Annotated in this window: 19 protein-coding genes, 1 other RNA gene and 1 pseudogene; 10 read left to right on the top strand and 11 right to left on the bottom strand. The window is 69.1% G+C overall.

Annotated features, from left to right (window positions below; translation table 11 throughout):
• Positions 1–4: 4 nt before the first annotated feature.
• The 3 genes from yidC (at position 5) to argB (ending at position 3,635) form a co-directional block, all read left to right on the top strand.
• The gene (gene yidC, locus ULB03_RS04925) at positions 5–1,729 is read left to right on the top strand and encodes a membrane protein insertase YidC (RefSeq protein ID WP_322482153.1); all 1,725 of its coding nucleotides are present in this window, start codon (positions 5–7) and stop codon (positions 1,727–1,729) included.
• A gap of 183 nt (positions 1,730–1,912) precedes the next feature.
• Entirely contained in the window at positions 1,913–2,578 is a 666-nt protein-coding gene (yihA, locus tag ULB03_RS04930; RefSeq protein WP_322482154.1) for a ribosome biogenesis GTP-binding protein YihA/YsxC, read from the top strand.
• A gap of 130 nt (positions 2,579–2,708) precedes the next feature.
• On the top strand, positions 2,709–3,635 hold the full coding sequence (argB, locus tag ULB03_RS04935) for an acetylglutamate kinase (RefSeq protein ID WP_322482155.1): 927 nt from the start codon (positions 2,709–2,711) through the stop codon (positions 3,633–3,635).
• Between the two features lie 78 nt (positions 3,636–3,713).
• Here the strand turns inward: argB and ULB03_RS04940 are convergent, their stop codons facing one another.
• The 3 genes from ULB03_RS04940 to ULB03_RS04950 are packed head-to-tail and all read right to left on the bottom strand — an operon-like array spanning position 3,714 to position 8,157.
• Positions 3,714–5,111 (bottom strand): DUF6880 family protein, encoded by a 1,398-nt coding sequence (locus ULB03_RS04940; RefSeq protein ID WP_322482156.1) that lies wholly within the window; start codon positions 5,109–5,111, stop codon positions 3,714–3,716.
• On the bottom strand, positions 5,111–6,358 hold the full coding sequence (locus tag ULB03_RS04945; protein WP_322482157.1) for a DUF2336 domain-containing protein: 1,248 nt from the start codon (positions 6,356–6,358) through the stop codon (positions 5,111–5,113). Before ULB03_RS04945 ends, ULB03_RS04940 begins: the two co-directional genes overlap by 1 nt.
• Positions 6,358–8,157, bottom strand: coding sequence for a sensor domain-containing diguanylate cyclase (locus ULB03_RS04950; protein WP_322482158.1), 1,800 nt, complete (start codon positions 8,155–8,157; stop codon positions 6,358–6,360). The genes ULB03_RS04945 and ULB03_RS04950 overlap by 1 nt, the downstream gene beginning before the upstream one ends.
• Positions 8,158–8,364: 207 nt before the next feature.
• Between ULB03_RS04950 and ULB03_RS04955 the strand changes: the two genes are divergently transcribed.
• The 4 genes from ULB03_RS04955 (at position 8,365) to ULB03_RS04970 (ending at position 11,932) form a co-directional block, all read left to right on the top strand.
• A complete protein-coding gene (locus tag ULB03_RS04955) occupies positions 8,365–9,096 on the top strand; it encodes a pyrimidine 5'-nucleotidase (RefSeq protein ID WP_322482159.1) in 732 nt (243 codons plus the stop codon).
• Between the two features lie 165 nt (positions 9,097–9,261).
• Positions 9,262–10,107, top strand: a complete 846-nt coding sequence (dapD, locus tag ULB03_RS04960) for a 2,3,4,5-tetrahydropyridine-2,6-dicarboxylate N-succinyltransferase (RefSeq protein WP_322482160.1) — start codon at positions 9,262–9,264, stop codon at positions 10,105–10,107.
• A 5-nt stretch (positions 10,108–10,112) separates the two neighbouring features.
• Positions 10,113–11,330, top strand: coding sequence for a succinyl-diaminopimelate desuccinylase (gene dapE, locus ULB03_RS04965; protein ID WP_322482161.1), 1,218 nt, complete (start codon positions 10,113–10,115; stop codon positions 11,328–11,330).
• The gene (locus ULB03_RS04970) at positions 11,330–11,932 is read left to right on the top strand and encodes a hypothetical protein (protein WP_322482162.1); all 603 of its coding nucleotides are present in this window, start codon (positions 11,330–11,332) and stop codon (positions 11,930–11,932) included. The genes dapE and ULB03_RS04970 overlap by 1 nt, the downstream gene beginning before the upstream one ends.
• Before the next feature lie 136 nt (positions 11,933–12,068).
• Here ULB03_RS04970 and truA read toward each other — a convergent pair whose 3' ends face one another.
• From truA to def, 3 genes and pseudogenes are all read right to left on the bottom strand, one after another.
• Positions 12,069–12,809 (bottom strand): tRNA pseudouridine(38-40) synthase TruA, encoded by a 741-nt coding sequence (gene truA, locus ULB03_RS04975; RefSeq protein ID WP_322482163.1) that lies wholly within the window; start codon positions 12,807–12,809, stop codon positions 12,069–12,071.
• A 5-nt stretch (positions 12,810–12,814) separates the two neighbouring features.
• Positions 12,815–13,773: pseudogene (fmt, locus tag ULB03_RS04980) on the bottom strand (methionyl-tRNA formyltransferase).
• Positions 13,774–13,934: 161 nt separating this feature from the next.
• Positions 13,935–14,441, bottom strand: a complete 507-nt coding sequence (def, locus tag ULB03_RS04985) for a peptide deformylase (protein ID WP_322482164.1) — start codon at positions 14,439–14,441, stop codon at positions 13,935–13,937.
• Between the two features lie 235 nt (positions 14,442–14,676).
• On the opposite strand from def, the gene ULB03_RS04990 reads away from it, so the two are divergent.
• Both ULB03_RS04990 and ULB03_RS04995 read left to right on the top strand, forming a co-directional pair.
• Entirely contained in the window at positions 14,677–15,486 is an 810-nt protein-coding gene (locus tag ULB03_RS04990; RefSeq protein WP_322482165.1) for a TonB family protein, read from the top strand.
• A 402-nt stretch (positions 15,487–15,888) separates the two neighbouring features.
• Entirely contained in the window at positions 15,889–17,586 is a 1,698-nt protein-coding gene (locus ULB03_RS04995) for a methyl-accepting chemotaxis protein (protein WP_322482166.1), read from the top strand.
• A 36-nt stretch (positions 17,587–17,622) separates the two neighbouring features.
• On the opposite strand, the gene recR is transcribed toward ULB03_RS04995, so the two are convergent.
• From recR to ffs, 4 genes are all read right to left on the bottom strand, one after another.
• The gene (gene recR, locus ULB03_RS05000; RefSeq protein ID WP_322482167.1) at positions 17,623–18,231 is read right to left on the bottom strand and encodes a recombination mediator RecR; all 609 of its coding nucleotides are present in this window, start codon (positions 18,229–18,231) and stop codon (positions 17,623–17,625) included.
• Positions 18,232–18,339: 108 nt separating this feature from the next.
• On the bottom strand, positions 18,340–18,663 hold the full coding sequence (locus ULB03_RS05005) for a YbaB/EbfC family nucleoid-associated protein (RefSeq protein WP_040842623.1): 324 nt from the start codon (positions 18,661–18,663) through the stop codon (positions 18,340–18,342).
• Between the two features lie 3 nt (positions 18,664–18,666).
• Positions 18,667–20,556 carry a DNA polymerase III subunit gamma/tau gene (locus tag ULB03_RS05010; RefSeq protein ID WP_416211030.1) on the bottom strand — a complete coding sequence of 630 codons (1,890 nt, stop codon included), beginning with the start codon at positions 20,554–20,556 and terminating at the stop codon, positions 18,667–18,669.
• A 161-nt stretch (positions 20,557–20,717) separates the two neighbouring features.
• Positions 20,718–20,815: signal recognition particle sRNA small type (ffs, locus tag ULB03_RS05015), an RNA gene on the bottom strand.
• 132 nt (positions 20,816–20,947) lie between these two features.
• Between ffs and nudC the strand changes: the two genes are divergently transcribed.
• A complete protein-coding gene (nudC, locus tag ULB03_RS05020) occupies positions 20,948–21,910 on the top strand; it encodes an NAD(+) diphosphatase (protein WP_322482168.1) in 963 nt (320 codons plus the stop codon).
• Here nudC and hisN read toward each other — a convergent pair.
• Positions 21,907–22,698: a histidinol-phosphatase gene (hisN, locus tag ULB03_RS05025; protein WP_322482169.1), complete on the bottom strand. Its 792-nt coding sequence runs from the start codon at positions 22,696–22,698 to the stop codon at positions 21,907–21,909. The two genes, nudC and hisN, sit on opposite strands and share 4 nt — an antisense overlap.
• Positions 22,699–22,813 lie beyond the last annotated feature (115 nt).

Raw genomic sequence — 22,813 nt, forward strand, 5'->3', positions numbered from 1 at the left:
TTACATGAGCGATCAGAAGAACCTGTTCATTGCCTTGGGCCTGTCGGCCGCCATTTTGGTGGGCTTCCACTATTTCTACGAGGCGCCGCGCCAGCGCGCCCTGCAGGAGGCGCGGGCCAAGCAGGAAGCGGCCCAGGCCCTGGCGGCACCGCCGGCGCCAGGCACGGCCCCGACCGGAGCCCCCGGCGCCGTGGCCTCCGGCGGTGTGGCCGACGCCCTGCGTGACCGCGCCACCGTGCTGGGCGAAGGCCAGCGCGTCACCATCCGCACCCCGCGCCTCGCCGGCAGCCTGAACCTGCGCGGCGGCCGCTTTGACGACCTCAGCCTGCAGGACTATCGCGAGACGGTGGACAAGAGCAGCCCGGCCGTCACCCTGCTGTCGCCCAGCGGCGCCCCCGGCGCCTATTTCGCGGAATACGGCTGGACCGCCAACGGCGCCGCCGTCCCCGGCCCCACCACCGAGTGGCAGGCCGACGGAACGGAACTGACGCCGGACCATCCGGTCACCCTGCGCTGGGACAACGGCCAGGGCCTGACGTTCGAGCGCAAGGTGGCGGTCGACGCCAACTTCATGTTCACCGTCACCCAGAAGGTGACGAACAACGGCACCGCCGCCGTCACCCTTTACCCCTACGCCCGCATCGCGCGCGCCAGCCACCCGACGCTGGTCGGTTCCTACATGCTGCATGAGGGCCCCATCGGCCTCATGGACGGCACGCTGAAGGAGATCAGCTACAAGGACGTGAGCGGCGAGACCTCCAAGTCCTTCGAGACCAAGGGCGGCTGGCTGGGCATCACCGACAAGTACTGGCTGGTCAGCCTGGTGCCGGATCAGTCCAAGAGCCTGACGGCCCATGTCACCCACCAGGAGAAGGGTGACCTGTACCAGACCGACTATGCCGAGCCGTCGGTGACGCTGGAGGCCGGGCAGAGCACCGAGGATACCGAGCGTCTGTTCGCCGGCGCCAAGGAGATGAAGCTGCTGGACAGCTACCAGGATGAGCAGCACATCCCGCTGTTCAACCGGGCCATCGACTTCGGCCACCTGTGGTTCCTGACCATGCCGTTCTCGCTGGCGCTGGACTTCTTCGGCCGCCTGCTGGGCAACTTCGGCCTGGGCATCATGCTGTTCACCATCTGCCTGCGCACGCTGATGTTCCCGCTGGCGCAGAAGCAGTTCCGCAGCGCCGCCAAGATGAAGAAGCTGCAGCCGCAGGTGGAGGCCATCCGCAAGCGCGCCGGCGACGACAAGCAGAAGGCGTCCATCGAGATGATGGCGCTGTACAAGAAGGAAGGCGCCAACCCCATGACGGGCTGCCTGCCCGTCCTGATCCAGATGCCGATCTTCTGGTCGCTGTACAAGGTGCTGTCGGTCACCATCGAGATGCGGCACGCGCCCTTCTTCGGCTGGATCCACGACCTGTCGGCGCCCGATCCGACCAGCCTGTTCAACCTGTTCGGCCTGCTGCCCTTCACCCCGCCGGCCTTCCTGCACCTGGGCGTCTGGCCCATCCTGCTGGGCTGCACCATGTTCCTGCTGCAGAAGATGACGCCCACCCCGGGCATGGACCCGACGCAGCAGAAGGTGATGATGACCATGCCCCTGGTCTTCACCTGGATGATGGGCTCCCTGCCCGCCGGCCTGGTGATCTACTATGTGTGGTCCAACCTGTTCAGCGTGACGCAGCAGTACGTGCTGATGCGCCGCATGGGTGTTAAACCGACTTGAAGCATTGAGGGATGACCGCCACCGGTCATCCCTCCCCTCAAGCGCCGGGCGCCGCCGTCCGGCGGCTTGGCTCACGGGCCTGACCGGCCCGGGCTGGCAGTCACCAGCCTCCAAGGGCATGAGATCTCGATCTCATGCCCTTGGCGTTTGTCCCGGTAATGAAACGTTGAGAGAGTACGGCCCATGGCCATCCAGCTGCCCCCCCTGCCCACCCTGAGCCCCATCTCGCCCGAGGCGCTGGAGCAAGGGCGCCTGCTGTTCGCCAAGGAGTGCGAGTTCAAGTGGGGCGCCTCGGCCAAGGACAACCTGCCGCCGCAGGGCCTGCCGGAGGTGGCCTTCGCTGGCCGGTCCAACGTGGGCAAGTCCAGCCTGGTGAACGCCCTGACCGGCCGCAAGACCCTCGCCCGCACCTCGCACACCCCCGGGCGGACGCAGCAGTTGAACTTCTTCGACCTGGGCGACCGGCTGTCGCTGGTGGACATGCCGGGCTATGGCTACGCCAAGGAGAGCAAGGACAAGGTGGAGGCATGGAACGAGTTCGTGCGCGCCTACCTCAAGGGCCGGGTGACCCTGCGCCGCTGCTGCCTGCTGATCGATAGCCGTCATGGCTTCAAGCCCATCGACATGGAGGTCATGGGCATGCTGGACAACGCCGCCGTGGTCTATCAGGTGGTGCTGACCAAGACCGACAAGCTGACGCGCCTGGCCCTGAACCACGTGCACGCCGCCACCCAGGCCGCGATCAAGAAGCACCCGGCCGCCCATCCGGAGGTGCTGTTCACCAGCAGCGAGACGGGCCAGGGCGTGCCGGAACTGCGGGCCAGCCTGGCGGCTTTAGCGAATCCGTAACAGGCGTCGGGGCGTCCGCCCCGCTATGCTCGGGACCATCGCCGCACCGGCCGTCAGGGGGATTGCCCCGGGGCCGGGTCGGGTATAGATACGAACCGCCCTTCCATCCCGTGACACGGATCCCGAGCCGATGACCGCTGCCACCGCCGCTTCCTCCTCCCTGGCCGCCTCGCGTGAGGATTGGTTGGGCAAGGCCACCACCCTGTCGGAAGCGCTGCCCTATATGCGCCGCTATGCCGGCCAGACCTTCGTCGTGAAGTATGGCGGCCACGCCATGGGCGACGAGCGCCTGGGCGAGATGTTCGCCCGCGACATCGTGTTGCTGAAGCAGGTGGGCATCAACCCCATCGTCGTGCACGGCGGCGGGCCGCAGATCGGCCAGATGCTGGACCGGCTGAAGATCAAGTCCGAGTTCATCGACGGCCTGCGCGTCACCGACAAGGAGACGGTCGAGATCGTCGAGATGGTGCTGTCCGGCTCCATCAACAAGCAGCTGGTGCAGCTGATCAACGACCAGGGCGGCCAGGCCATCGGCATGTCCGGCAAGGACGGCAACCTGATCGAGGCCCGCAAGGTCATGCGCACCAAGCGCGACCCCGACAGCAACATCGAGCGGGTGCTGGACCTGGGTTTCGTGGGTGACCCCTTCAACGTCAACCCGGGCATGATCCGCCGCATCCAGGACGCCGGCCTGATCCCCGTGATCGCCCCCATCGGCTTCGGCCCGCATGGCGAGACGTTCAACATCAACGCCGACACCGCCGCCGGCGCCGTGGCCGCCGCCGTGAACGCCAAGCGCCTGCTGCTGCTGACCGACGTGGCCGGCGTGCTGAGCAAGGACAAGACCCTGATCCCCGAGCTGTCGGTGGACCAGGCCAAGGGCCTGATCGCCGACGGCACCGCCAGCGGCGGCATGATCCCCAAGATCGAGACCTGCATCCAGGCGGTGGAAAAGGGCGTCGACGCCTCCGTCATCCTGGACGGCCGCGTGCCCCACGCCATCCTCATGGAAATCTTCACCGAGGGCGGCGCCGGCACCCTGATCGGGCACAAGTAAGCGCCCGCAAGGGGTCCCTGAAATGCGAAACGTCGGGTGGAGTGATCCGCCCGGCGTTTTTCATTGTGGGGAGGTCAATCAGTCCGGCGTAACCTGGCTCCAGAATGACGACTTGCGACCATGATCCTTGCGCAAACGCAGGGCGTACGTGGTGTGATTGTCCATGCCGGAATAGGCTTCGATGCGCGGCGCCAGGGCCCCAAGACGGGCTAGATACCGCGCGCCATGGCCATACGCGGCCGAGACGCCGCGCCCGAGGATATCGTCCAGCAGCACGCGGTACAGAACGGTCGCCGCCAGGGGAAACTTTTCCTCCAGCGCCATCGCCGCGTCGGAGAGAACGTCGTAGTAAGCCCCCCTCCACTCGCCGCGCCGGGCAAAGACCAAGGATGCCGCCAGGTCGAGACGAGGCCATCGGATGAAAAAATCGAGCGCCGTGTGGGGATCCTTACTGGCGGCGACGAGGGCGAAGGCCCGATCCAACTCGTCGAATTCCTGGAAATCATCCAGTTTGGCGATGTAATCGCGCAGGAGGGTGGCGTTCAACGTGGCCTCGAAGCCCTTCCACCGCAGCGACTGGGCGGCGGCCCGATCCTTCATGGCCTCCAGGATTTTGGCTTCCAACTGGATCTTGTCGGGGTTGGACCATCGGCGCTGCAAGGTGCCGGACAGCAGTTCGGCTGTGGTCGCCACGATCAGCCGGTTGGGCTTATCCTCGGTGCGGACCCAGCGCAGCGCGTCTTCATAGCGCCCCGCCGCCAGCAAGCGCTCGGCCAAGCGCATGGGATTCTGGCGCCAGGACGGCAAGCGCGCCTCCAGCGCCATCACCGTGTCCATGTCACCCCGGGCTTCCGCCAAGGCCTGCCGCACCTCCAGGGGCGCCGCCAGATCGCCACCCACCTTGGCCAGCGCCGATTCCCAGTCCCGCCCCTGCGCGTCGGACAAGAGGGGAACCAGGACCAGAGCGACGCGCAGGAACAAGGAGTAATCGTCCGACTCCAACGCGCCGGTCAGCCACTGGGCGACCTGCGCCCGCTCCACCGGCTTCAGCCGCTCCAGCATCTCATGGGCGGACTCCGCCGCCTCCCAGTAGAGGTTGCTCAAACGCCCGCCGGAATCGACCGTGCGCTCAAGCACATCCTGCTGCGTCCCCAGGAAGCGCAACAGGCGGTTGACCGCGGCGAAGGCATCCGCCGCCGCCAATTCCTTGACGATGGTGTCCACGGTCGCCTGTAGATCGGCGGCGAAGGCCTTTTCCTTTTCCCAGGGGATCAAGGACTGCGCCCGCTCCAGCGCGCCTAAGCGGCGATCAACCAGCTTGGCCACGGCGTCCGGTCCCTTAAGGGACGCAAGCGCCGCGTTCACCCGCTTGCGGAAAGGCGCGCTGTCGGCGGCTTCATCCAGGATGATCTGCGCCAGTTTCTCCGGCCCCAGCGCCACCAGGGCCTCCACGGACAAGGCAGGCTTACGCGCCATCACTCCACCCCGAAGAATTCAAGCTGCCATTTCATCTCATCGTCCGTCATGGGGTACTTGGTGCCCTCGCGCGCGTTCAGCACGTTGGAGGGGGGGATTTGGGCCAGGCGCATCTGCACCTGGCGGGCGGCGCGCATGGTCAGCTTGGCTTTCCAGCACAGGGCGGTGACCCCGCGCGGGCTCTGGCCGGCGATGATCTTGTCCACGATGGGCAGGGGCAGGCCGGACAAGAGCGCCAGGGCGGCCATGACGAAGCCCCGGTCGCCCTGGCCCAGGGCCATGGTCACCGTATCCTCCGTCAGCTTCTTTTCCTTGTGCAGGCGGCGGGCGCGGTCGACCGGGCGCTCCTTGGGCGCCTCCTCCTCATCCACCAGACCGTTGCCGATTCCGGTGCCGGCCTTGGCGGCGGGCAGGCGCTGGCGCACGGCCTGGGTGATGGCCTGGCGGGTTTCCGGCGGCAGGTCGCTGCGGCTTTCCAGCACCTTCACCAGGCTGTCGGTGACGAAACCGGCGATGCGGGCCGCCGCCGCCGCCGGCAATTGGGGCCGGCGCACCAGGGGGGCGTGCCAGGGCTCGTGCTTGGGCGCCAGGTCCAGGATGCGGTCCAGCGTCTCTTCCCGGATCTGGGCGCTGGCGTTGCCCAGCAGGCTGGCCACCGCCGCCTCACGCTCCGTCTGCACGATGGCGTCGGACACGGCGACGCTGACGTCGGCGCGTTCGGCGATGGCGCACAGCCGCTCATCCTCCGGCGCGCCGGCGATGATCTCCAGCAGGTCGTCGTCGGTCAGGATGGGGGAATGGCGCAGGACGGGGCCGGAAATGCTGGCGTCCAGGTCGCGGGCCAACTGCTGGATGACCGTGGGCGGGGCGTTGGGCAGGTCCTTCAGCGCCGCGACCATGACGCCGCGCACCGCCGCCGCGCGGTCGCGGGCCAGCGTTTCCAGGATCTGCAGGGTCATGCGCTCGATCTGCCCCACCCGGTCGGCGGACAGCGAGGGCACCAGGGCCGCGATCTTGGAGGCCAGGCCGCTGCGCACGCTCTCATCCACGTCGGTGGACAGCAGCATGTCCGCCTGGCGGGGCGTGGCGTTGTTCAGCGCGATCTCGCGCCGCACCTCAGCGCTCTTGTCCGTCGCCAGCAGGTACAGGATTTCCGGCTGCGTCTCGGCGCGGGAGGCGACGAAACGCCGGTCGGCGGTGTCGCCGGTGGCCAGCTTCTTGGCGGTATCGTAGTCCAGTCCGCCCATCACAGATCCTTTTCACCGGGTTCCCCGGGAGCCTCTTTCCCGGTGTCGTCGCTATAGGCCGGCGCCAGGGTGCGGTGGCCCTTGCCCAGGCGCTTGGCGGCGTACATGCCCTGGTCGCCGCGGTCCACCAGGCTTTGCACCGGTTCGGCCCCGCCGCCCTGGTGGACGGCCACGCCCACCGACACGCCCAGCGGCTTTTCCGGCCCGGCCGACAGCGGGCGCAGGAATTCCGCCGCCTCGCGCAGCAGGCGGTCGGCCACGGACAGGGCCTGGTCCTCGTCCACCCTGTCCACCCACAGCACGAATTCGTCACCGCCCAGGCGGCCCGCCAGGTCGCCCGGCCGCGCCATGCGGCGCAGCAGGTCGCCCACGGCGCGCAGCACGTCGTCGCCGGCGGTGTGGCCGCGCAGGTCGTTCACCGCCTTGAAATTGTCCAGGTCGAAATACAGCAGGGCGGAGGAGCCGCCGGTCTTGGCGCCCAGGCGCTGGCCCAGCAGTTCCATGACGGTGCGGCGGTTGTAGAGGCCGGTCAGGCCGTCCCGCTCGGACAGAGTCTTGAGCCGTTCCTGGTAGCGGGCCTGGGCGATGGCGGCCCCCACATGGTCGGCGATGGTGCGGACCATGGACAGGTCGTCCGCCGACCAGCCGCTGGCTTTGGCGCCCTCCCCGCTCGTATCCCCCGCCGTTTCGGTGTCGGCGGCGGGCCGCCAGACCAGGACGGCGCCGTTGACCTCATGCCGGAACAGGGTGCGGGCGGCCAGCACGTCATAGCCCGCCGCCGTGACCGTCACCGCCCCCTCGCTGCCGGCGGCGCGCTGCGGCAGGCCGGCCAGGATGTCCTCCAGCTCCGGCGGGATGCGCTCTTCCGCGCCCACAGGGGTGCCGACGGGGGTGTAATCGGTCGTGCCCACCGTGCGGGCGCGCAGCGCCGACCCGGCGGCGCCGGTGGCGTTCACCGCCACGCCGGCCGCGATCTCCAACGTGCGGGCGGGATCGACGTCATCGCGGGTGGAGGAGACGATATAGCCCAGGTACTGCTCGCGCAGCCGCACCTGGGCCAGTTCCATGGCCCGCAGCCGGGCGTCGGTGATGTCCCGGCAGGCCCCCCGCGCCCCGGCCCACCGGCCGTCCGGCCCGGTCAGCGGCAGGGCGGAGGAGATGAGGCAGGCGGGGCGGCCGTCCGCCGCGCGCAGCCAGACCTCCACCCGCTCGATGGGCTCGCGCGCCTCGAATGGGGACAGGCCGTCGTCGAATTCCGGCAACAGGAAATCATGGGGATGGCGGCCCACCAGGTTGTCCGGGCGATAGCCGATGGCCCCGGCGGGGGAGACGAAGGCGAACCGCCCGTCCGGCCCGGTTTCCCAGGCGAAGTCGCTGGAGATCTCCACCAGGTCCTTGTACCGCTGGCGCGATTCGGTCAGCGCCTGGCGCAGGCGCCGTTCCAGGGTGGCCATGCGCCCCAACAACAGGTAGCGGGGCTGGCCGTTCCCGCCCTGCCTGTTCCCGTCCGGCCCGTCCACCTGTGGCGGCAGGGCCAGCGGCGTCCACTCCACCACCTCCTGGTCGGGCAAGGGGCTGGAATGGGTGCCCGGCTGCAAGGCGCCGCCATCGGCCACCCAGCGGGACAGCAGGTCCAGCCAACCGTCATCCCGGGTCAGAAGCTGGGCGCCGGCCGGATTGGCGGCGGTGACGGCGCCGGCGGCGTCCATCGCCAAGCCAGGCCCGGCCCAGCCCATCAGCAACGCCTGGCTGTCCACCTCGCGCGCCGCGGACCGGTCATCATGCATATCGGAACCCATGCCCGCGCCTCGCGCCCCCAAGCCGCCCGGCCCACCCGTGGAGGCCAAGCCCATCAAACCAAAGGAGTAGCCTACTCAACCGGTGGCGGCAACCAGCCCGGACGGGCACCCAGGGCCGCTTTGGGGGACTGCATCGGGATAGGGTCCCGGCCGGGCGGGGGCGTTCCGCGTCTTGCCGCGAACCGGCGGCGGGCCCATGTTGGGGGCATGATGACCGAGACCGCCGCCCCCGCCGCCTTTCCCCCGGCCAGCCCCTTCGCCCATATCGACACCTGGATCTTCGATCTGGACAACACGCTGTATCCAGCGGCGTGCAACCTGTTCGCCCAGGTCGATGTGCGCATCGGCGCCTATATCGCCCAGGCCCTGGGCCTGGACGCCGACGCCGCCCGGCGCTTGCAGAAGGATTATTTCCGCCAGTACGGCACCAGCCTGCGCGGCCTGATGCTGAACCACGGGGTGCAGCCGGGGCCCTTCCTGGACTATGTCCACGACATCGACGTCAGCGCCATCCTGCCGCAGCCGGCCATGGCCGACAGCCTGGCGGCCCTGCCGGGGCGCAAGATCATCTACACCAACGGGTCGGCCGGCCATGCGGAGAACGTGATGCGCCGCCTGGGCGTGGCCGACCAGTTCCACGCCGTGTTCGACATCGTGGCGGCGGACTACACCCCCAAGCCAGAGGCCCAGCCCTACACCGCCCTGGTCCAGCGCCATGGCATCGACCCCACCCGCGCCGTGATGGTGGAGGACATCGCCCGCAACCTGGAACCGGCGCGGGCGCTGGGCATGGCCACCGTGCTGGTGGAGACGGACTCGCCCTTCTCCCTGCCCAATCCCGAGGCGCCGCCGACCGCCCTGCCCTATGTGCAGCACCGCATCACCGACGTGCCCGCCTGGCTGGCCCAGGTGGTGGCCGATCTGGCCCAGCACAGGTGACCGCGCCCACACCCACGCAACAATATGTCCGGGAGAGCCTGCTAAAGTAGGATCTGGCTTGTGGCCGCTGGACGTTGACAGGGGGCGAAGCCGCCCGCCATTGTCCCCCGCCCCCCTTTCCCCACCTCTAAAGCCGCCGCCAAGGCGCCCTCCGGACGACGCCCCATGACCGCTTTCACTGACCTGCAAAGCCATATCGAGCAAGCGTGGGAAACCCGCGACACCCTGAACGCCAGCACCCACGGCGCCATCCGCGACGCGGTGGACGAGGCGCTGTCGGCCCTGGACCGCGGTGACCTGCGGGTGGCGGAGAAGGTGGACGGCGCCTGGGTGGTGAACCAGTGGCTGAAGAAGGCGGTGCTGCTGTCCTTCCGCCTGACCGACAGCGCCCCCATCCCCGGCGCGCCGGGCGGCAGCACCTGGTTCGACAAGGTGCCCACGAAGTTCGAGGGCTGGGACGACGCCCGCTTCCGCGCCGCCGGCTTCCGCGCCGTGCCGGGTGCCATCGTCCGCCGCAGCGCCTACATCGCCCCCGGCGTGGTGCTGATGCCCAGCTTCGTCAACATCGGCGCCCGCGTGGGCAAGGGCACCATGGTGGACACCTGGGCCACGGTCGGGTCCTGCGCCCAGATCGGCGCCAACGTCCACCTGTCGGGCGGCGTCGGCATCGGCGGCGTGCTGGAGCCGCTGCAGGCCGGCCCGGTGATCATTGAGGACAACTGCTTCATCGGCGCGCGGTCCGAGGTGGTCGAGGGCGTGGTGGTCGAGGAGGGCGCGGTGCTGTCCATGGGCGTCTACATCGGCGCCAGCACCAAGATCGTCGACCGCACCACGGGTGAGGTGTTCGTGGGCCGCGTGCCCGCCTATTCCGTCGTCGTGCCCGGCAGCCTGCCCGGCAAGCCCCTGCCCGACGGCACCCCCGGCCCCAGCCTGTACTGCGCCGTCATCGTCAAGCGCGTGGACGAGCAGACCCGGGCCAAGACCTCGATCAACGACCTGCTGCGGGACTGATCCCCATGGCCAACGCCTCCCCCATGCTCCCGAATGCCGCGCTGGACCCCAGGGATCCGGTGGCGCTGACCCAGGCGCTGATCCGCTGCGCCAGCGTCACGCCGGCCGATGCCGGCGCACTGGGGGTGCTGGAGGGGGTGCTGGCGCCCCTGGGCTTCAGTTGCCACCGCCTGACCTTCACCGAGGATGGGACGGCGCCGGTGGAAAACCTGTACGCCCGCCTGGGCGACACCGGCCCCAACTTCTGCTTCGCCGGCCATACCGACGTGGTGCCGGTGGGGGATGAGGCGGCGTGGACCGTGCCGCCCTTCGCGGGGGAGATCATCGGCGGACGGCTGTTCGGCCGCGGCGCCTCGGACATGAAGGGGGCCATCGCCGCCTTCATCGCCGCCGTGGCCCGGCATAAGGCCGCCGGCCTGCCCCTGGCCGGCAGCCTGAGCCTGCTGATCACCGGGGATGAGGAAGGCCCCTCCATCAACGGCACGCGCAAGGTGCTGGGTTGGCTGGTGGAGCGGGGAGAGCCGCTGGACGCCTGCCTGGTGGGCGAACCCACCAACCCGCAGCGCCTGGGCCAGATGATGAAGATCGGCCGGCGTGGCAGCATCACCTTCACCATCACCAGCCTGGGCGCCCAGGGCCACGTGGCCTATCCGCACCTGGCCGACAACCCCCTGCCCCGCCTGGCCCAGGCCCTGGCCCGCCTGTCGGGGGAGCCGCTGGACCAGGGCACGCCCCATTTCCAGCCCAGCAGCCTGCAGATCACCACCATCGACGTGGGCAACCCCACCACCAACATCATCCCGGCCAAGGGCACGGCGGTGTTCAACATCCGCTTCAACGATCTGCACAGCCCCACCAGCCTGGAGGCCCACGTGCGCGGCATCCTGGCGGAGGTGGGTGGCGCCTGGGATGTGAAGGTGGCGGTCAGCGGCGACGCCTTCCTGACCCCGCCGGGGCAGCTCAGCGACATCGTTGCGCAGGCGGTTCAATCCGTTACGGGCCTGGAACCGGAGCTGAGCACCAGCGGCGGCACCTCCGACGCGCGTTTCATCAAGAACCACTGCCCGGTGGTGGAGTTCGGCGGCGTGGGCGCCAGCATGCACAAGGTGGATGAGCATATCGCCGTGGACGACCTGACCCGCCTGACCGACATCTACGCCCGCGTGCTGGCCGACTGGTTCGCCGCCCAGGGCGTGGGCCAGGCCCCGGGCGCCACCGCGTGATGGGCGAGCTGGGCCGCGGCCTGGCCGGCGCCCTGCGCCTGGCCTTCCTGGACAAGACGGCCGCCGACCGCTTCCCCGCGGACCGGGCCGGGGCGCTGCGCAGCTTCTGGGTTTTCCTGGTGCTGTTGCCCGGTGTCGTGGCGCTGGACACGGTGGACCGTTGGATGGGCCACCCGCTGACCCAGTTGGGGGATGGCGGGGCGGCCGCGACCATCCCGCTGGCGCGGGCCATTCCCGCCGCCCTGCTGGCCTATCTGATCGGCACCTTCGGCTATTTCCTGATGGTGGAGCGCATCCTGCACCTGATGGGCGGCCGCGCGCAGTTCGCGCGCTTCGTCGCCGCCTTCAACTGGAGTGGCATCGTCGCGCTGCTGGTGGCGCTGCCCCTGTCCATCCTGGCGCACAGCGGCCGCGTGTCCCTGCCCATGGGGGCCGCCATCATGGCGGTCACCTATTTGTGGAGCCTGTTCTACGAGGCCTACGTGACCCGCGCCGCGCTGGGCTGCGGCTGGCTGACGGCCATCGGCTTCGTCTGCCTGGACGTGATCACGAGCGACCTGGCCACCACCCTGGTCCACGGCCCGCTGTTGGCTGTCAGTTAGTTTTCCCTCAGTCGCCGGGCGGCCACGTCCGTGGCCTTGGCTTCCTCAGTTTCCAGTCCACTGCGTTCCCCGGAAACTTCCGGCGGACGGGGTCGCGTCCCATTACGGCATGACGGCCCTGGCTCACTCCGTGGGGCTATTCGTACCACGCCTCGGTGAAGTACAGCCCGTCGGGTGGCGCCGTCTGGCCAGCGGCGGCGCGGTCGCGCGCCTCCAGCGCCCGGGTGACGTCGTCAGGCGTCCACTTGCCCTCCCCCACCAGGCGCAGGGTGCCGATCATGTTGCGGATCTGGTGGTGCAGGAAGGAGCGGGCGCGGGCCACCATGTGGATCTCCTGCCCCACCCGGCTCACAGTCAGCAGGCTCAGCGTCTTCACCGGGCTCTTGGCCTGGCAGATGCTGGCGCGGAAGCTGGTGAAGTCGTGGTTGCCCACCAGGCGCTGGGCGCCCGCGTTCATGGCGTCGGCGTCCAGGACTGTGGGAATGTGCCAGGCCCGGCCGATGTCCAGCGCCAGGGGCGCCCGGCGGTTGACGATGCGGTAGAGGTAGGCGCGGCCCTTGCAGGACAGGCGGGCATGGAAATCGTCGTCCACCGCCTCCACCTTCACCACGGCCACGGGCTCGGGCCGCAGGTGGAAGTTCAGGGCGTCGCGCACCGTGTCGGCCTTGGTCGGCTTTTCCAGGTCGAAATGGCAGACCTGGCCTAGGGCATGGACGCCGGCGTCGGTGCGGCCGGCGGCATGCACGCGCACCACCTCGCCCGAGAAGCGCCGGATGGCTTCCTCCAGGCAGGCCTGGACGGAGGGGCCGTGCGGCTGCAACTGCCAGCCCTGATAGGGCCGGCCATCATATTCGACGGTGAGCTTCCAGCGCGGCATGGGGGTCAGACGGCGGCGATGGGCTTGCCCACCGCGTGCGGGAAGCCGCGCAGGAAGGCCGCCCCCTCCACCGGGCCCTTGCCCGGACGCTGCACGGTGGTGAGGCGCAGGGCGCCCTCGCCGCAAGCCACGGTCAGGGCGCTGTCCAGCAAGGTGCCGGGCGCGCCGGAACCGGCCACGGGTTCCGCCGCCAGCACCTTGATCTTCTCGACCGCTCCCCCGGTGGCGGCACCGGCCTCGACCGGGGCCTCGAACCAGGTGCCGGGCCAGGGGGTCAGCGCCCGCACCTGCCGGTCCAGCTCGGCCGCCGGCTTGGTGAAGTCCAGCAGCCCTTCCTCCTTGGCCAGCTTGGCGGCGTAGGTCACGCCCTCCTCCGGCTGCACGGTGGCGGGCAGATCGCCGGCCACCAGGCGTTCCAGCGCCGTGACAATCAGGCGGGCGCCCATGGCGGACAGGCCATCGTGCAACTGGCTGGCGGTCATGCGCGGGGTGAGGGGGATGCGCTCCTCCAACAGCATGGGGCCGGTGTCCAGGCCCGCCTCCATCTGCATGATGGTGACGCCGCTCTCGGCGTCGCCGGCCAGGAGGGCCCGCTGGATGGGGGCCGCCCCCGCCAGCGCGGCAGCAGCGAGGCATGGATGTTGAGGCAGCCCAGGCGCGGCGCGTCCAGCACCGCCTGCGGCAGGATCAGGCCATAGGCCACCACCACCGCCACATCCAGGTTGAGGTCCCGGAACTCCGCCTGCGCCTGCTCATTGCGCAGGGTGCGCGGCGTGCGGACGGGAATGCCCAGCGCCTGCGCCCGCGCATGCACCGGCGTGAGCTGTTCCTTATGCCCCCGCCCCGCCGGCCGGGGCGGCTGGCTGTAGACGCAGGCGACCTCATGCCCCGCCGCGACCAGGGCATCCAGCACGGGAACGGAAAAGTCGGGCGTGCCCATGAAGGCAAGGCGCAGGCGGGTCATGGGGTTGGCCTCCAACAAAACTAAAAGCGCCCCCTAAACCTGGCCTGCGACCGCAAGCCCCGGAGCGAGTACCGCAGGGCGCAGCGAGGAAGCCAAGCCGCCGGATGGCGGCGCCCGGCGCTTGAGGGAAAGACGAAAAAGCCGGCGCTTGAGGAACAGCGTCAACGAGCCGCCTTGGTCACCTTGCGCAGGATCATGTTGCGCTTTAGGGAGGACAGGTGGTCGATGAACAGCACGCCGTTCAGGTGGTCCACCTCATGCTGGATGCAGCGGGCCAGCAGGTCGTCGCAATCGCGTTCCTGCACGCTGCCGGCGCGGTCGACATAGCGCACGCGGATCTGCTTGGGCCGCACCACGTCGGCGTAAATCTCGGGGATGGAAAGGCAGCCCTCGTTGTGCACGCAGGTCTCATCCGACAGCCACAGCAGCTCCGGATTGGCCATGGCGATGGGTTCCTTGGCGCCTTCCTTATGCTCGGACACGTCCACCACGATGATGCGCTCCAGCAGGCCGATCTGCGGGGCGGCCAGGCCGATGCCGGGGGCCTTGTACATGGTCTCCAGCATGTCATCCATCAGCTTCACCACCCGGCCATCGACATTGGCGATGGGGGCGCACTTCTTCTTCAGGCGGGCGTCGGGAACGGTGAGGATGGGCAGGAGGGCCATGGGTGTCGTGTCCAGGTCAAGCGGCGCCACGTTGGGCGGCAAATGAATTAGGGCGGCAAGTATAATCACTTGTTCCCCTGCGAGATAGGGGAAGCCGTCGACGGGGGCAAGGCCCGGTTGCGGCGCGGGGGGTATGCGGACCCTTGCACATCGGGAAAGGGACATCCTGACAATTGATTCCGCCTGTCACTTATTCTAACGCTAAGGCATGCGTTAAGGGGGAACGCGCGTCACCATGCAGCACCGTCATCATCGTCTGTTCGTCGCCCTGTGCCTTACCCTGATGCCGGCCGCCGCCCCTGCGGCGGATGAGCCCGACGCCACCAAGCCCCGCCTGGACGTCGCTTCCTTCAAGCAGCCGGACTATCCAGCGGAATCGACGCGGGCGGGCGAGGAAGGCCGCGTCGGCATCAGTGTCCAATGTGAGGCGGACGGGCGCGTCAGCGACCCCCAGGTGGTGGAGCCCAGCGGCTTCGCCCGGCTGGACAACGCCGTGCTGGCCGTGGTGCCCGGCCTGCGCTGCTTTCCCGGTCACGACCCCAAGACGGGTGAGATCGTCACCGGCCGTACCCGCTTCCGTTTTAATTTCAAGCTGCGGGAACCGCCGCCGCCGGCCAGCCTGCACCTCACCCCTGATGACATCCGCGACCTGGCGGCCGCCGCGCGCGCGGCCAACCCCGGCGTGACCATTCCGGAGCCCACGGACGGCGACAGCCAGCAGACCCTGTGGAAACTGGCGCTGGAGGCCAAGCTGGCGCCCGGCGCCTTCAAGCGTCCGGCCTACCCGGCCGCATCCTTGGGGCAGGGTGAGGCGGGCACGGCGGCCGTCGCCTTCCTCTGCGGCATCGATGGCCATGTCACCACCAGCCGCATCATCAACAGCGCCGGCAGTCCGCGGCTGGACGCCGCCCTGTCCGAGGCGGTGCCCGTGGGCACCCCCTGCCTGCCCACGACCACGGGACCGGACAAACGGCCGGTGGCGTCCTGGGGCTTCGTCGCCCACGCCTTCACACCGCCGGCATCGGCACCGCCATCGAACCACTGACATTTGGCCCGCGACCACGGTCGCGATCAGCAGCACTTCCCGCCCCGAGAGAAACAACTGACCGTCCACCTGGTGGACAACGCTCCGTGCCGCCCTTGAATCCCCCAATGGTCGCTGTTGACGCGCGCCGCTGGGTCGGCCGCAGACCCCAAAACCACCCTATACAAAAGTATATATTGGTGATCCACATCGCCAGATGATCGTAACGGCGCAACAATTAATGAGTTAACCAAATAATATTGGTTAACATTTCCCAGACACTACGCTATTTGCAGTAGGGATATACCAAATTCGTCATACTAATCTTGAACAATAAAAAAACAAAATCCATCCTGATTTCTCAAACAAATCCCCAAATCTCTAACGCACCACACCCGGCCACCCCGGGAAGGATACAGCCCCATGGCTTTGGAAAATCTCCGCATCTCAAACAAAATTAACGTCATTGTCGGGCTGTTCTCCGCCGCCTTCCTGGTCTCGGTGGCGGTCAGCAGCGTGCGCATGCAGAAAATCGACGACGACTATTCGGATCTGGTCGCGCGCGTTGATCGCGCCGTCGTCGCCGGGGCGCGGGCGAACCGCAACCTGTCCACCTTTCTGGCCTACACTTACCAGCTGGCGTTCGAGACGACCGATGAAGGCAATGCCAAAGCCAAGACCCTGGTCGAGCAGAGCCAGAAAAGATACGGCGCTTTCATGGATGAGGCCCGTCAGGGCCTGCCGGAAATGGCGGGTGATTTCAAAGCGGTAGATGCGGAGGCCAAGGCGGCGTTCATCGCGTGCGCGCCGACGATCGACCTGGCGGCGAAGACCTCGACGGCGGAAGAAAGCCAAAAGGCGGCCGGTGAAATCAAGGCCCGCTGCGCGCCCTTGATCACCCAGGCGACGCAAAGTCTGGCCGCGTTCAATGACAAGGCCGCCGCGTACTCGCGGAAAGTGTCCGATGAGTTGAGCGACCGGACCGACACCACCATCAGGACGCAGATAATCCTGGCCATCGGCAGCATCGCGGCCATCCTGGCCCTGGCGCTGTGGATCAGCCGCGCCGCCATCACCCGGCCGCTGAACGTGCTGCGCGTCGCCATGGAGGCGTTGGCCACCGGCGATTTCAGCGCCGAGGTCACCGGCCAGGCGCGCAAGGATGAGGTCGGCCTGATGGCCCGCAGCGTCCAGGTCTTCAAAACCAACGGCCTGGAGGTGCTGCGCCTGCGCGAGGAACAGGAACGGCAGAAGGAGATCGCCGCCCAGGAACAGAAGCGGGTGCTGAACCAGATGGCCGACGCGTTCGAGGCCAAGGTCATGGCCGTCGTCCAGGCCGTCACCCTGTCCTCGGGTGAGTTGCAGGACACGGCCAAGACCATGTCGTCCAGCGCCAGCGAGTCCACCATGCGCTCCACCACCGTCGCCGCGGCGGCCGAGCAGGCCTCGGCCAACGTCCAGACGGTGGCGGCCGCGTCTGAGGAGCTGACCTCCTCCATCATCGAGATTTCCCGCCAGGTCACCGACTCCGCCCGCATCGCCACCACGGCGTCGGAGGAGGCGGCCCGCACCAACGCGCTGGTCACCAACCTGGCGGAGGCGGCCAACCGCATCGGCCAGGTGGTGAAGCTGATCACCGACATCGCCAGCCAGACCAACCTGCTGGCCCTGAACGCCACCATCGAGGCGGCGCGCGCCGGCGATGCCGGCAAGGGCTTCTCCGTCGTGGCGAACGAGGTGAAGTCGCTGGCCAACCAAACGGCCAAGGCCACGGACGAGATCGGCGAGCAGGTGACCTCCATCCAGGAGGAAACCCGCCGCACCGTGGCCGCCATCGGCGAGATCGCCACCACCATCGAGCGCCTGGGCGCCATCTCCACCGGCATCTCCTCCGCCGTGGAGGAGCAAGGTGCCGCGACGCAGGAGATTTCCCGCAACGTGCAGGAGGCCGCCCAGGGCACCCAGCAGGTCAGCGAGAACATCAGCGCCGTCTCGGAAAGCGCCACCGTCACCGGCGCCGCCGCCACCCAGGTCCTGGCCTCCGCCAGCGAACTGGCCGGCCTGTCCGTCCAACTGCGCCAGGAGGTCCAGGACTTCCTGGTCACGGTGCGCGCGGCCTGAGGCGGCTCAGAGGCCGCTTGGGGTGGGGGCGCTCCCTCACCCCAACGTCCGCCGCGCCCTTAGGGCGGCGGTGAGGGTGCCGTCGTCCAGGTAGTCCAGTTCACCGCCCACGGGGACGCCGTGGGCCAGACGGCTGATGGCGACGTTCAGGCCAGACAGGCGGTCGGTCAGGTAATGGGCGGTGGTCTGGCCGCCGGCGGTGGCGTTCAGGGCCAGGATGACCTCGCGCACCGGCGTGCCATCCGAACCCTGGGCCACGCGGGCCAGCAGGCCAGGCACGGCCAGGTCGTCGGGGCCGATGCCGTCCAGGGCCGACAGGGTGCCGCCCAGCACATGGTAGAGGCCGCGATAGGCGCCCGTGCGCTCCAGCGCCCAGAGGTCGCCCACCTCCTCCACCACGCACAGGGTGGCGCGGTCGCGGGCGGGGTCGCGGCAGACGCCGCAGGGGTCGACCGTGTCCAGGTTGCCGCAGACGGGGCAGGTGCGGATGCGGGCGGCGGCGGCGGCCAGCGCCTCGGCCAACGGGTCCATCAGCTGGTCGCGCTTCTTGATCAGGTGCAAGGCGGCACGGCGGGCCGAGCGCGGACCCAGGCCCGGCAGGCGCGACAACAGCTGTATCAGGCGGTCGATTTCAGGGCCGATCATGGCGCCAAGATAGGGGCTGTGCCGGCTTTGTTCCAGCGGGGAAAATGCAAACGCCGGGCCCGTCGCCAGGCCCGGCGTTCAAAACCACACCCTGAAGGGTGGCGCCGATCAGAACGGCAGCTTCATGCCCGGCGGCAGCTTCAGGCCGCCCATGAGCTTGTTGGTCTCTTCGGCGATGTGCGCCTCGACCTTGCTCTTGGCGTCGTTGAAGGCGGCGACCAGCAGGTCCTCCAGCACCTCGATGTCCTCGGGGTCGACGACGGACTTGTCGAGCTTCACCTTCTTCAGCTCGCCCTTGCCGTTGACCACGACGCGGACCATGCCGGCGCCGGACTGGCCGTCGGCCTCGATCTCGCCCAGCTTGCCCTGCATTTCCTGCATCTTGGCCTGCATCTGCTGGGCCTGCTTCATCATCTGGCCGATGTTTTTCATGGCCTAAAAATCTCCTTCCCAGTCGCCGTCGCTCATATCGGGCGGCGCGTCGAAATACGGGTTGTCCGGGGCATCCATACCGCCATCCTCGTAAGAAGGGAAGGCGGGGGCGCGTGCGGCCTCTTCGGCGGCGGCCTTGGCGGCGGCGGCGGCCACTTGGTCCAGGTCGCGCACCGCCGTCATCTTGGCACCGGGAAAGGCGGCCATGAGGGCCTGCACCAGGGGGCTGGCGGCCGCCTGCTCACGGGTGCGGTTCTCCGCCGCGCGATCCTGGTCGCTGAGCGTGGGCTCGCCGGGGGCGCCGGAAACGGTGACGATCCAGCGCCGGCCGGTCCATTCCGTCAGCAGCTGCCCCACCCGGCCGGCTAGGTTGGGCACGGCCATGGCGGTGGGCCGCAGCTCGATCAGCCCCGGCTCGAACTTCACCAGGTGGACCATGCTCAACAGGTTGCCCTGCAGCATGCCCTCGCGCCGGGCGCCGAACAGCTCCGCCACCTCGCGGAAGGATTTGGGATCGGCCGGGGGCAAGTCCGGCACAGGCTCCGCCACCGGCGCCGGGGCCGCCACGGGCGCCGCCTTCATCGCGCCGGCCAAGCCGCCCCCCAAACCGCCGCGCAGCACGGCCATGGGCGCGCCACCGCCATTGGCGGTGCCGTTGGACAGGGCCATGCCGCGTGCCATCGTGCCACCGTTGCCGCCGCCCGCCGACGCACCACCCCCGTTACCGCCGCCACCCATGGGGGCACCGGTGGGCACGCCGCCCTCCATCACCTTGCGCACCAGGTCGCCCGGACTGGGCAGGTCGGCGGCGTAGGCCAGGCGGATCAGCACCATTTCCAGGGCCTGCATGGGCACCGGCGCCTGCTGCACCTCCGATAGGCCCTTCAGCAGGATCTGCCAGGCGCGGGCCAGGGCGGGCATGCCCAGCTTGGCCGCCAGGTCGCCGCCGCGCACCCGCTCCATCTCCGGAATGCCCTGGTCCTGGGCGGTGCCGGGAACCACGCGGGCGCGGGTCAGGAAGTGGGTGAAGTCCAGCAGGTCCTGGGCGATGACCACCGGGTCGGCGCCGCGCTTGTGCAAATCGTCTAGCACGGCCAGGGCGTCGGCTGGCTTGCCGGACATGGTCGATTCGAACAGGTCCACCACCAGGGTGCGGTCGGCCAAGCCCAGCATGTCGCGGACCTGGAGCCCGGTCACGGCACCACCGCCCAGCGCGATGGCCTGGTCCAGCAGCGACAGGCCGTCACGCACCGACCCATCGGCGGCCCGGGCGATGAGGCTCAGCGCCTCCGCCTCCACCGGCACCGATTCCTGGTCGGCGATGCGGCCGAAATGGGCCTGCAGGGTGCCCTGGTCCACGCGGCGCAGGTCGAAGCGCTGGCAGCGCGACAGCACCGTCACCGGCACCTTGCGGATCTCGGTGGTGGCGAAGACGAACTTCACATGCGGCGGCGGCTCCTCCAGCGTCTTCAGCAGCGCGTTGAACGCGCTGCGCGACAGCATGTGGACCTCGTCGATGACGTAGACCTTGTAGCGGGCGCCGGCGGGGGCGTAGCGCACGCCCTCGATGATCTCGCGGATATTGTCGACCGAGGTGTTGCTGGCCGCGTCCATCTCGATGACGTCGACGTTGCGGTCCTGGGAAATGGACACGCACTGCTCACACACGCCGCAGGGGCTGACGGTGGGGCCGCCCTGGCCGTCGGGGCCGACGCAGTTCAGCGCGCGGGCGATGATGCGGGCGGTGGTGGTCTTGCCCACGCCGCGCACGCCGGTCAGCATATAGGCCTGGTGGATGCGCCCGGACTGGATGGCGTTGCGCAGGGTGCGCACCAGGGCGTCCTGGCCGATCAGCTCATCGAAATTGCGGGGGCGGTACTTGCGGGCCAGCACGCGATAGACGGCGTTGCCGGCGGGGGCGGGGGACTGGACGTCGGGGAAAGCGGGCTCTGATCGGTCACGGGATCGCTCAACCCTTCCGGCGCTGGCTGCCGCCGGCCCTGCGCGGGCCGGACCGTGTGGCCGGCCCAAAGGCGGCGTTCAGATTTTATGAGGTGGGAGGCTGGACATGCGACCCGCGCCGAAACTCGTTACGGCTGCTTCCTTCCGGACCTGACCGGGTTGGCGAGGGACACGTCCGCCGCCAACCTCCCGCCGCCATATATCGGCATCGACCCACCCCATAGCAAGTGAAAAGGCGGCAGGGCCGCCCCGCCTGTTCCGATGCGCCCGCGACCCGGGGTGGTCTTGCCCCCTCCGGTCGGTCATGAGACCAATGGTGATCATGACGAACCGGTCCCAAAAGAACTTCTACACCGGCGCCGGCCTGGACCGCGCCACCGTCGCCCGCAAGCAGGCCGAGTGGCTGGCCCAGCGCCTGGCGGCGCCAGACAGCCGCTTCCTGGCCGTCTGGCGAGGCCAGTTCCTGGTGACCTCGCCGCCGGAAGGGACGGAAGCGCTGGACGGGACGCCCGTACGGCCCGTCTACCTGGACCCGGCCAGCCCGTGGTGGCGTGAGGCCGCGACCCTGGCCCCCGCCTTCCTGGGCGTGGAGGGCGACATCGCCCATTTCGCCGTCGACCTGTCGGGCCTTGAGGAAGACCATCCGGCGCTGCTGGGCCTGGGCACACCGGTGGAGCTGCGCACCCTGGCCCACCAGGTGGACCGGCCCACGGCCAGCCTGCTGGCCTATGTCCGCGGCCTGCTGGGCTGGCACCAGCGCCACCGGTTCTGCGGCGTCTGCGGCACGGTGACCGAGGTGATCGAGGGCGGGCATGTCCGCCGCTGCACCAACCCCGACTGCAAGACCCTGCATTTCCCCCGCACCGATCCCGCCGTGATCATGCTGGTGCATGACGGCGACCGCTGCGTCCTGGGCCGGCAAAGCCGTTTCGGCCAGGGCATGTATTCCACCCTGGCCGGATTCGTGGAGCCGGGCGAGAGCCTGGAGGAGGCGGTGGCGCGCGAGGTGATGGAGGAGGCCGGCATCCAGGTGACGGATGTGCGCTATCTCTCCTCCCAGCCCTGGCCCTTCCCCTCCTCCCTCATGCTGGGCTTCCACGCCCGCGCCGTGACCACCGAGTTGAAGGTGGATCTGGAGGAGTTGGAGGACGCGCGCTGGTTCAGCCGGGAGGAGGTGTACCAGGCCAGCCTGCGGCGCGGGCCGCCGGACGGCAGCTTGCGCCTGCCCGGCGCCGACAGCATCGCCCGCCGCCTGATCGAGGATTGGCTGGAGGGCGACGTTTAAGACAGGGCGCCGCCACCCATGATGGCCAGCGCCTCGGCATGGGCCCGGGCGTCGCCGGAGGCCACCACCTCGCCCACCGCACCCAGCACCAGGTCGCGGCCCTGCCAGTCGGTCATGCGGCCGCCGGCCCCCTCGACCACCGGCACCAGGGCGGCCCAATCCCAGGGCGCCAGGTCGCGCTCCACCGAAATGTCCAGCCAGCCGTTGGCCACCTGGGCATAGCCGTAGCAGTCGCTGCCATAGACGACGTAGCGCGAGGCCGCCTTGAGGCTGGCAAACCGCTCCGCCTCCTCGCCCTTGAACATATCGGGGCTGGTGGTGGTCACCGTCGCCTCCGCCAAGGTGGGGCAGGCGCGGGTGCGCACAGGCGTGCCGTTGAAGCGGGTGGGGTGGCCCACGCCGCCGATCCAGCGTTCGCCCAGGATGGGCTGGTCGATGACGCCCAGCACCGGGCGGCCATGGCGCAGCAGGCCGATCAGGGTGCCGAAGATGGGCCGGCCGGTCATGAAGCTCTTGGTGCCGTCGATGGGGTCCAGCACCCAGACATACTCGCGGTCCAGGCCATGGGTCCCCAACTCCTCCCCCAGGATGCCATCGTCAGGGCGCTCGGCGGCCAGGATGGCGCGCAGGGCCTCCTCCGCCTGGCGGTCGGCGATGGTGACCGGCGTCAGGTTGGACTTGGCGTCGATCTCCACGTCCGCACGGAAATAGCGGCGGATGACGGCACCCGCCGACTCGGCCATGCGGTGGGCCAGGGCGATGAGGTCGTCGGGCACGGGCGTGGTCATGGGGGGCTTCCTAAACGATGGATAGGCGTAGGAGCCGCGAAAGCGGCCCATCCTTATATCGGACCCCGTTCTTATACCGGAATTGACGCCGAATTGACGCCTCCTTGCAGGGGAG

Origin of the sequence: Nitrospirillum goiasense (assembly GCF_034427435.1) — a bacterium.
Taxonomy (GTDB): Bacteria; Pseudomonadota; Alphaproteobacteria; order Azospirillales; family Azospirillaceae; genus Nitrospirillum.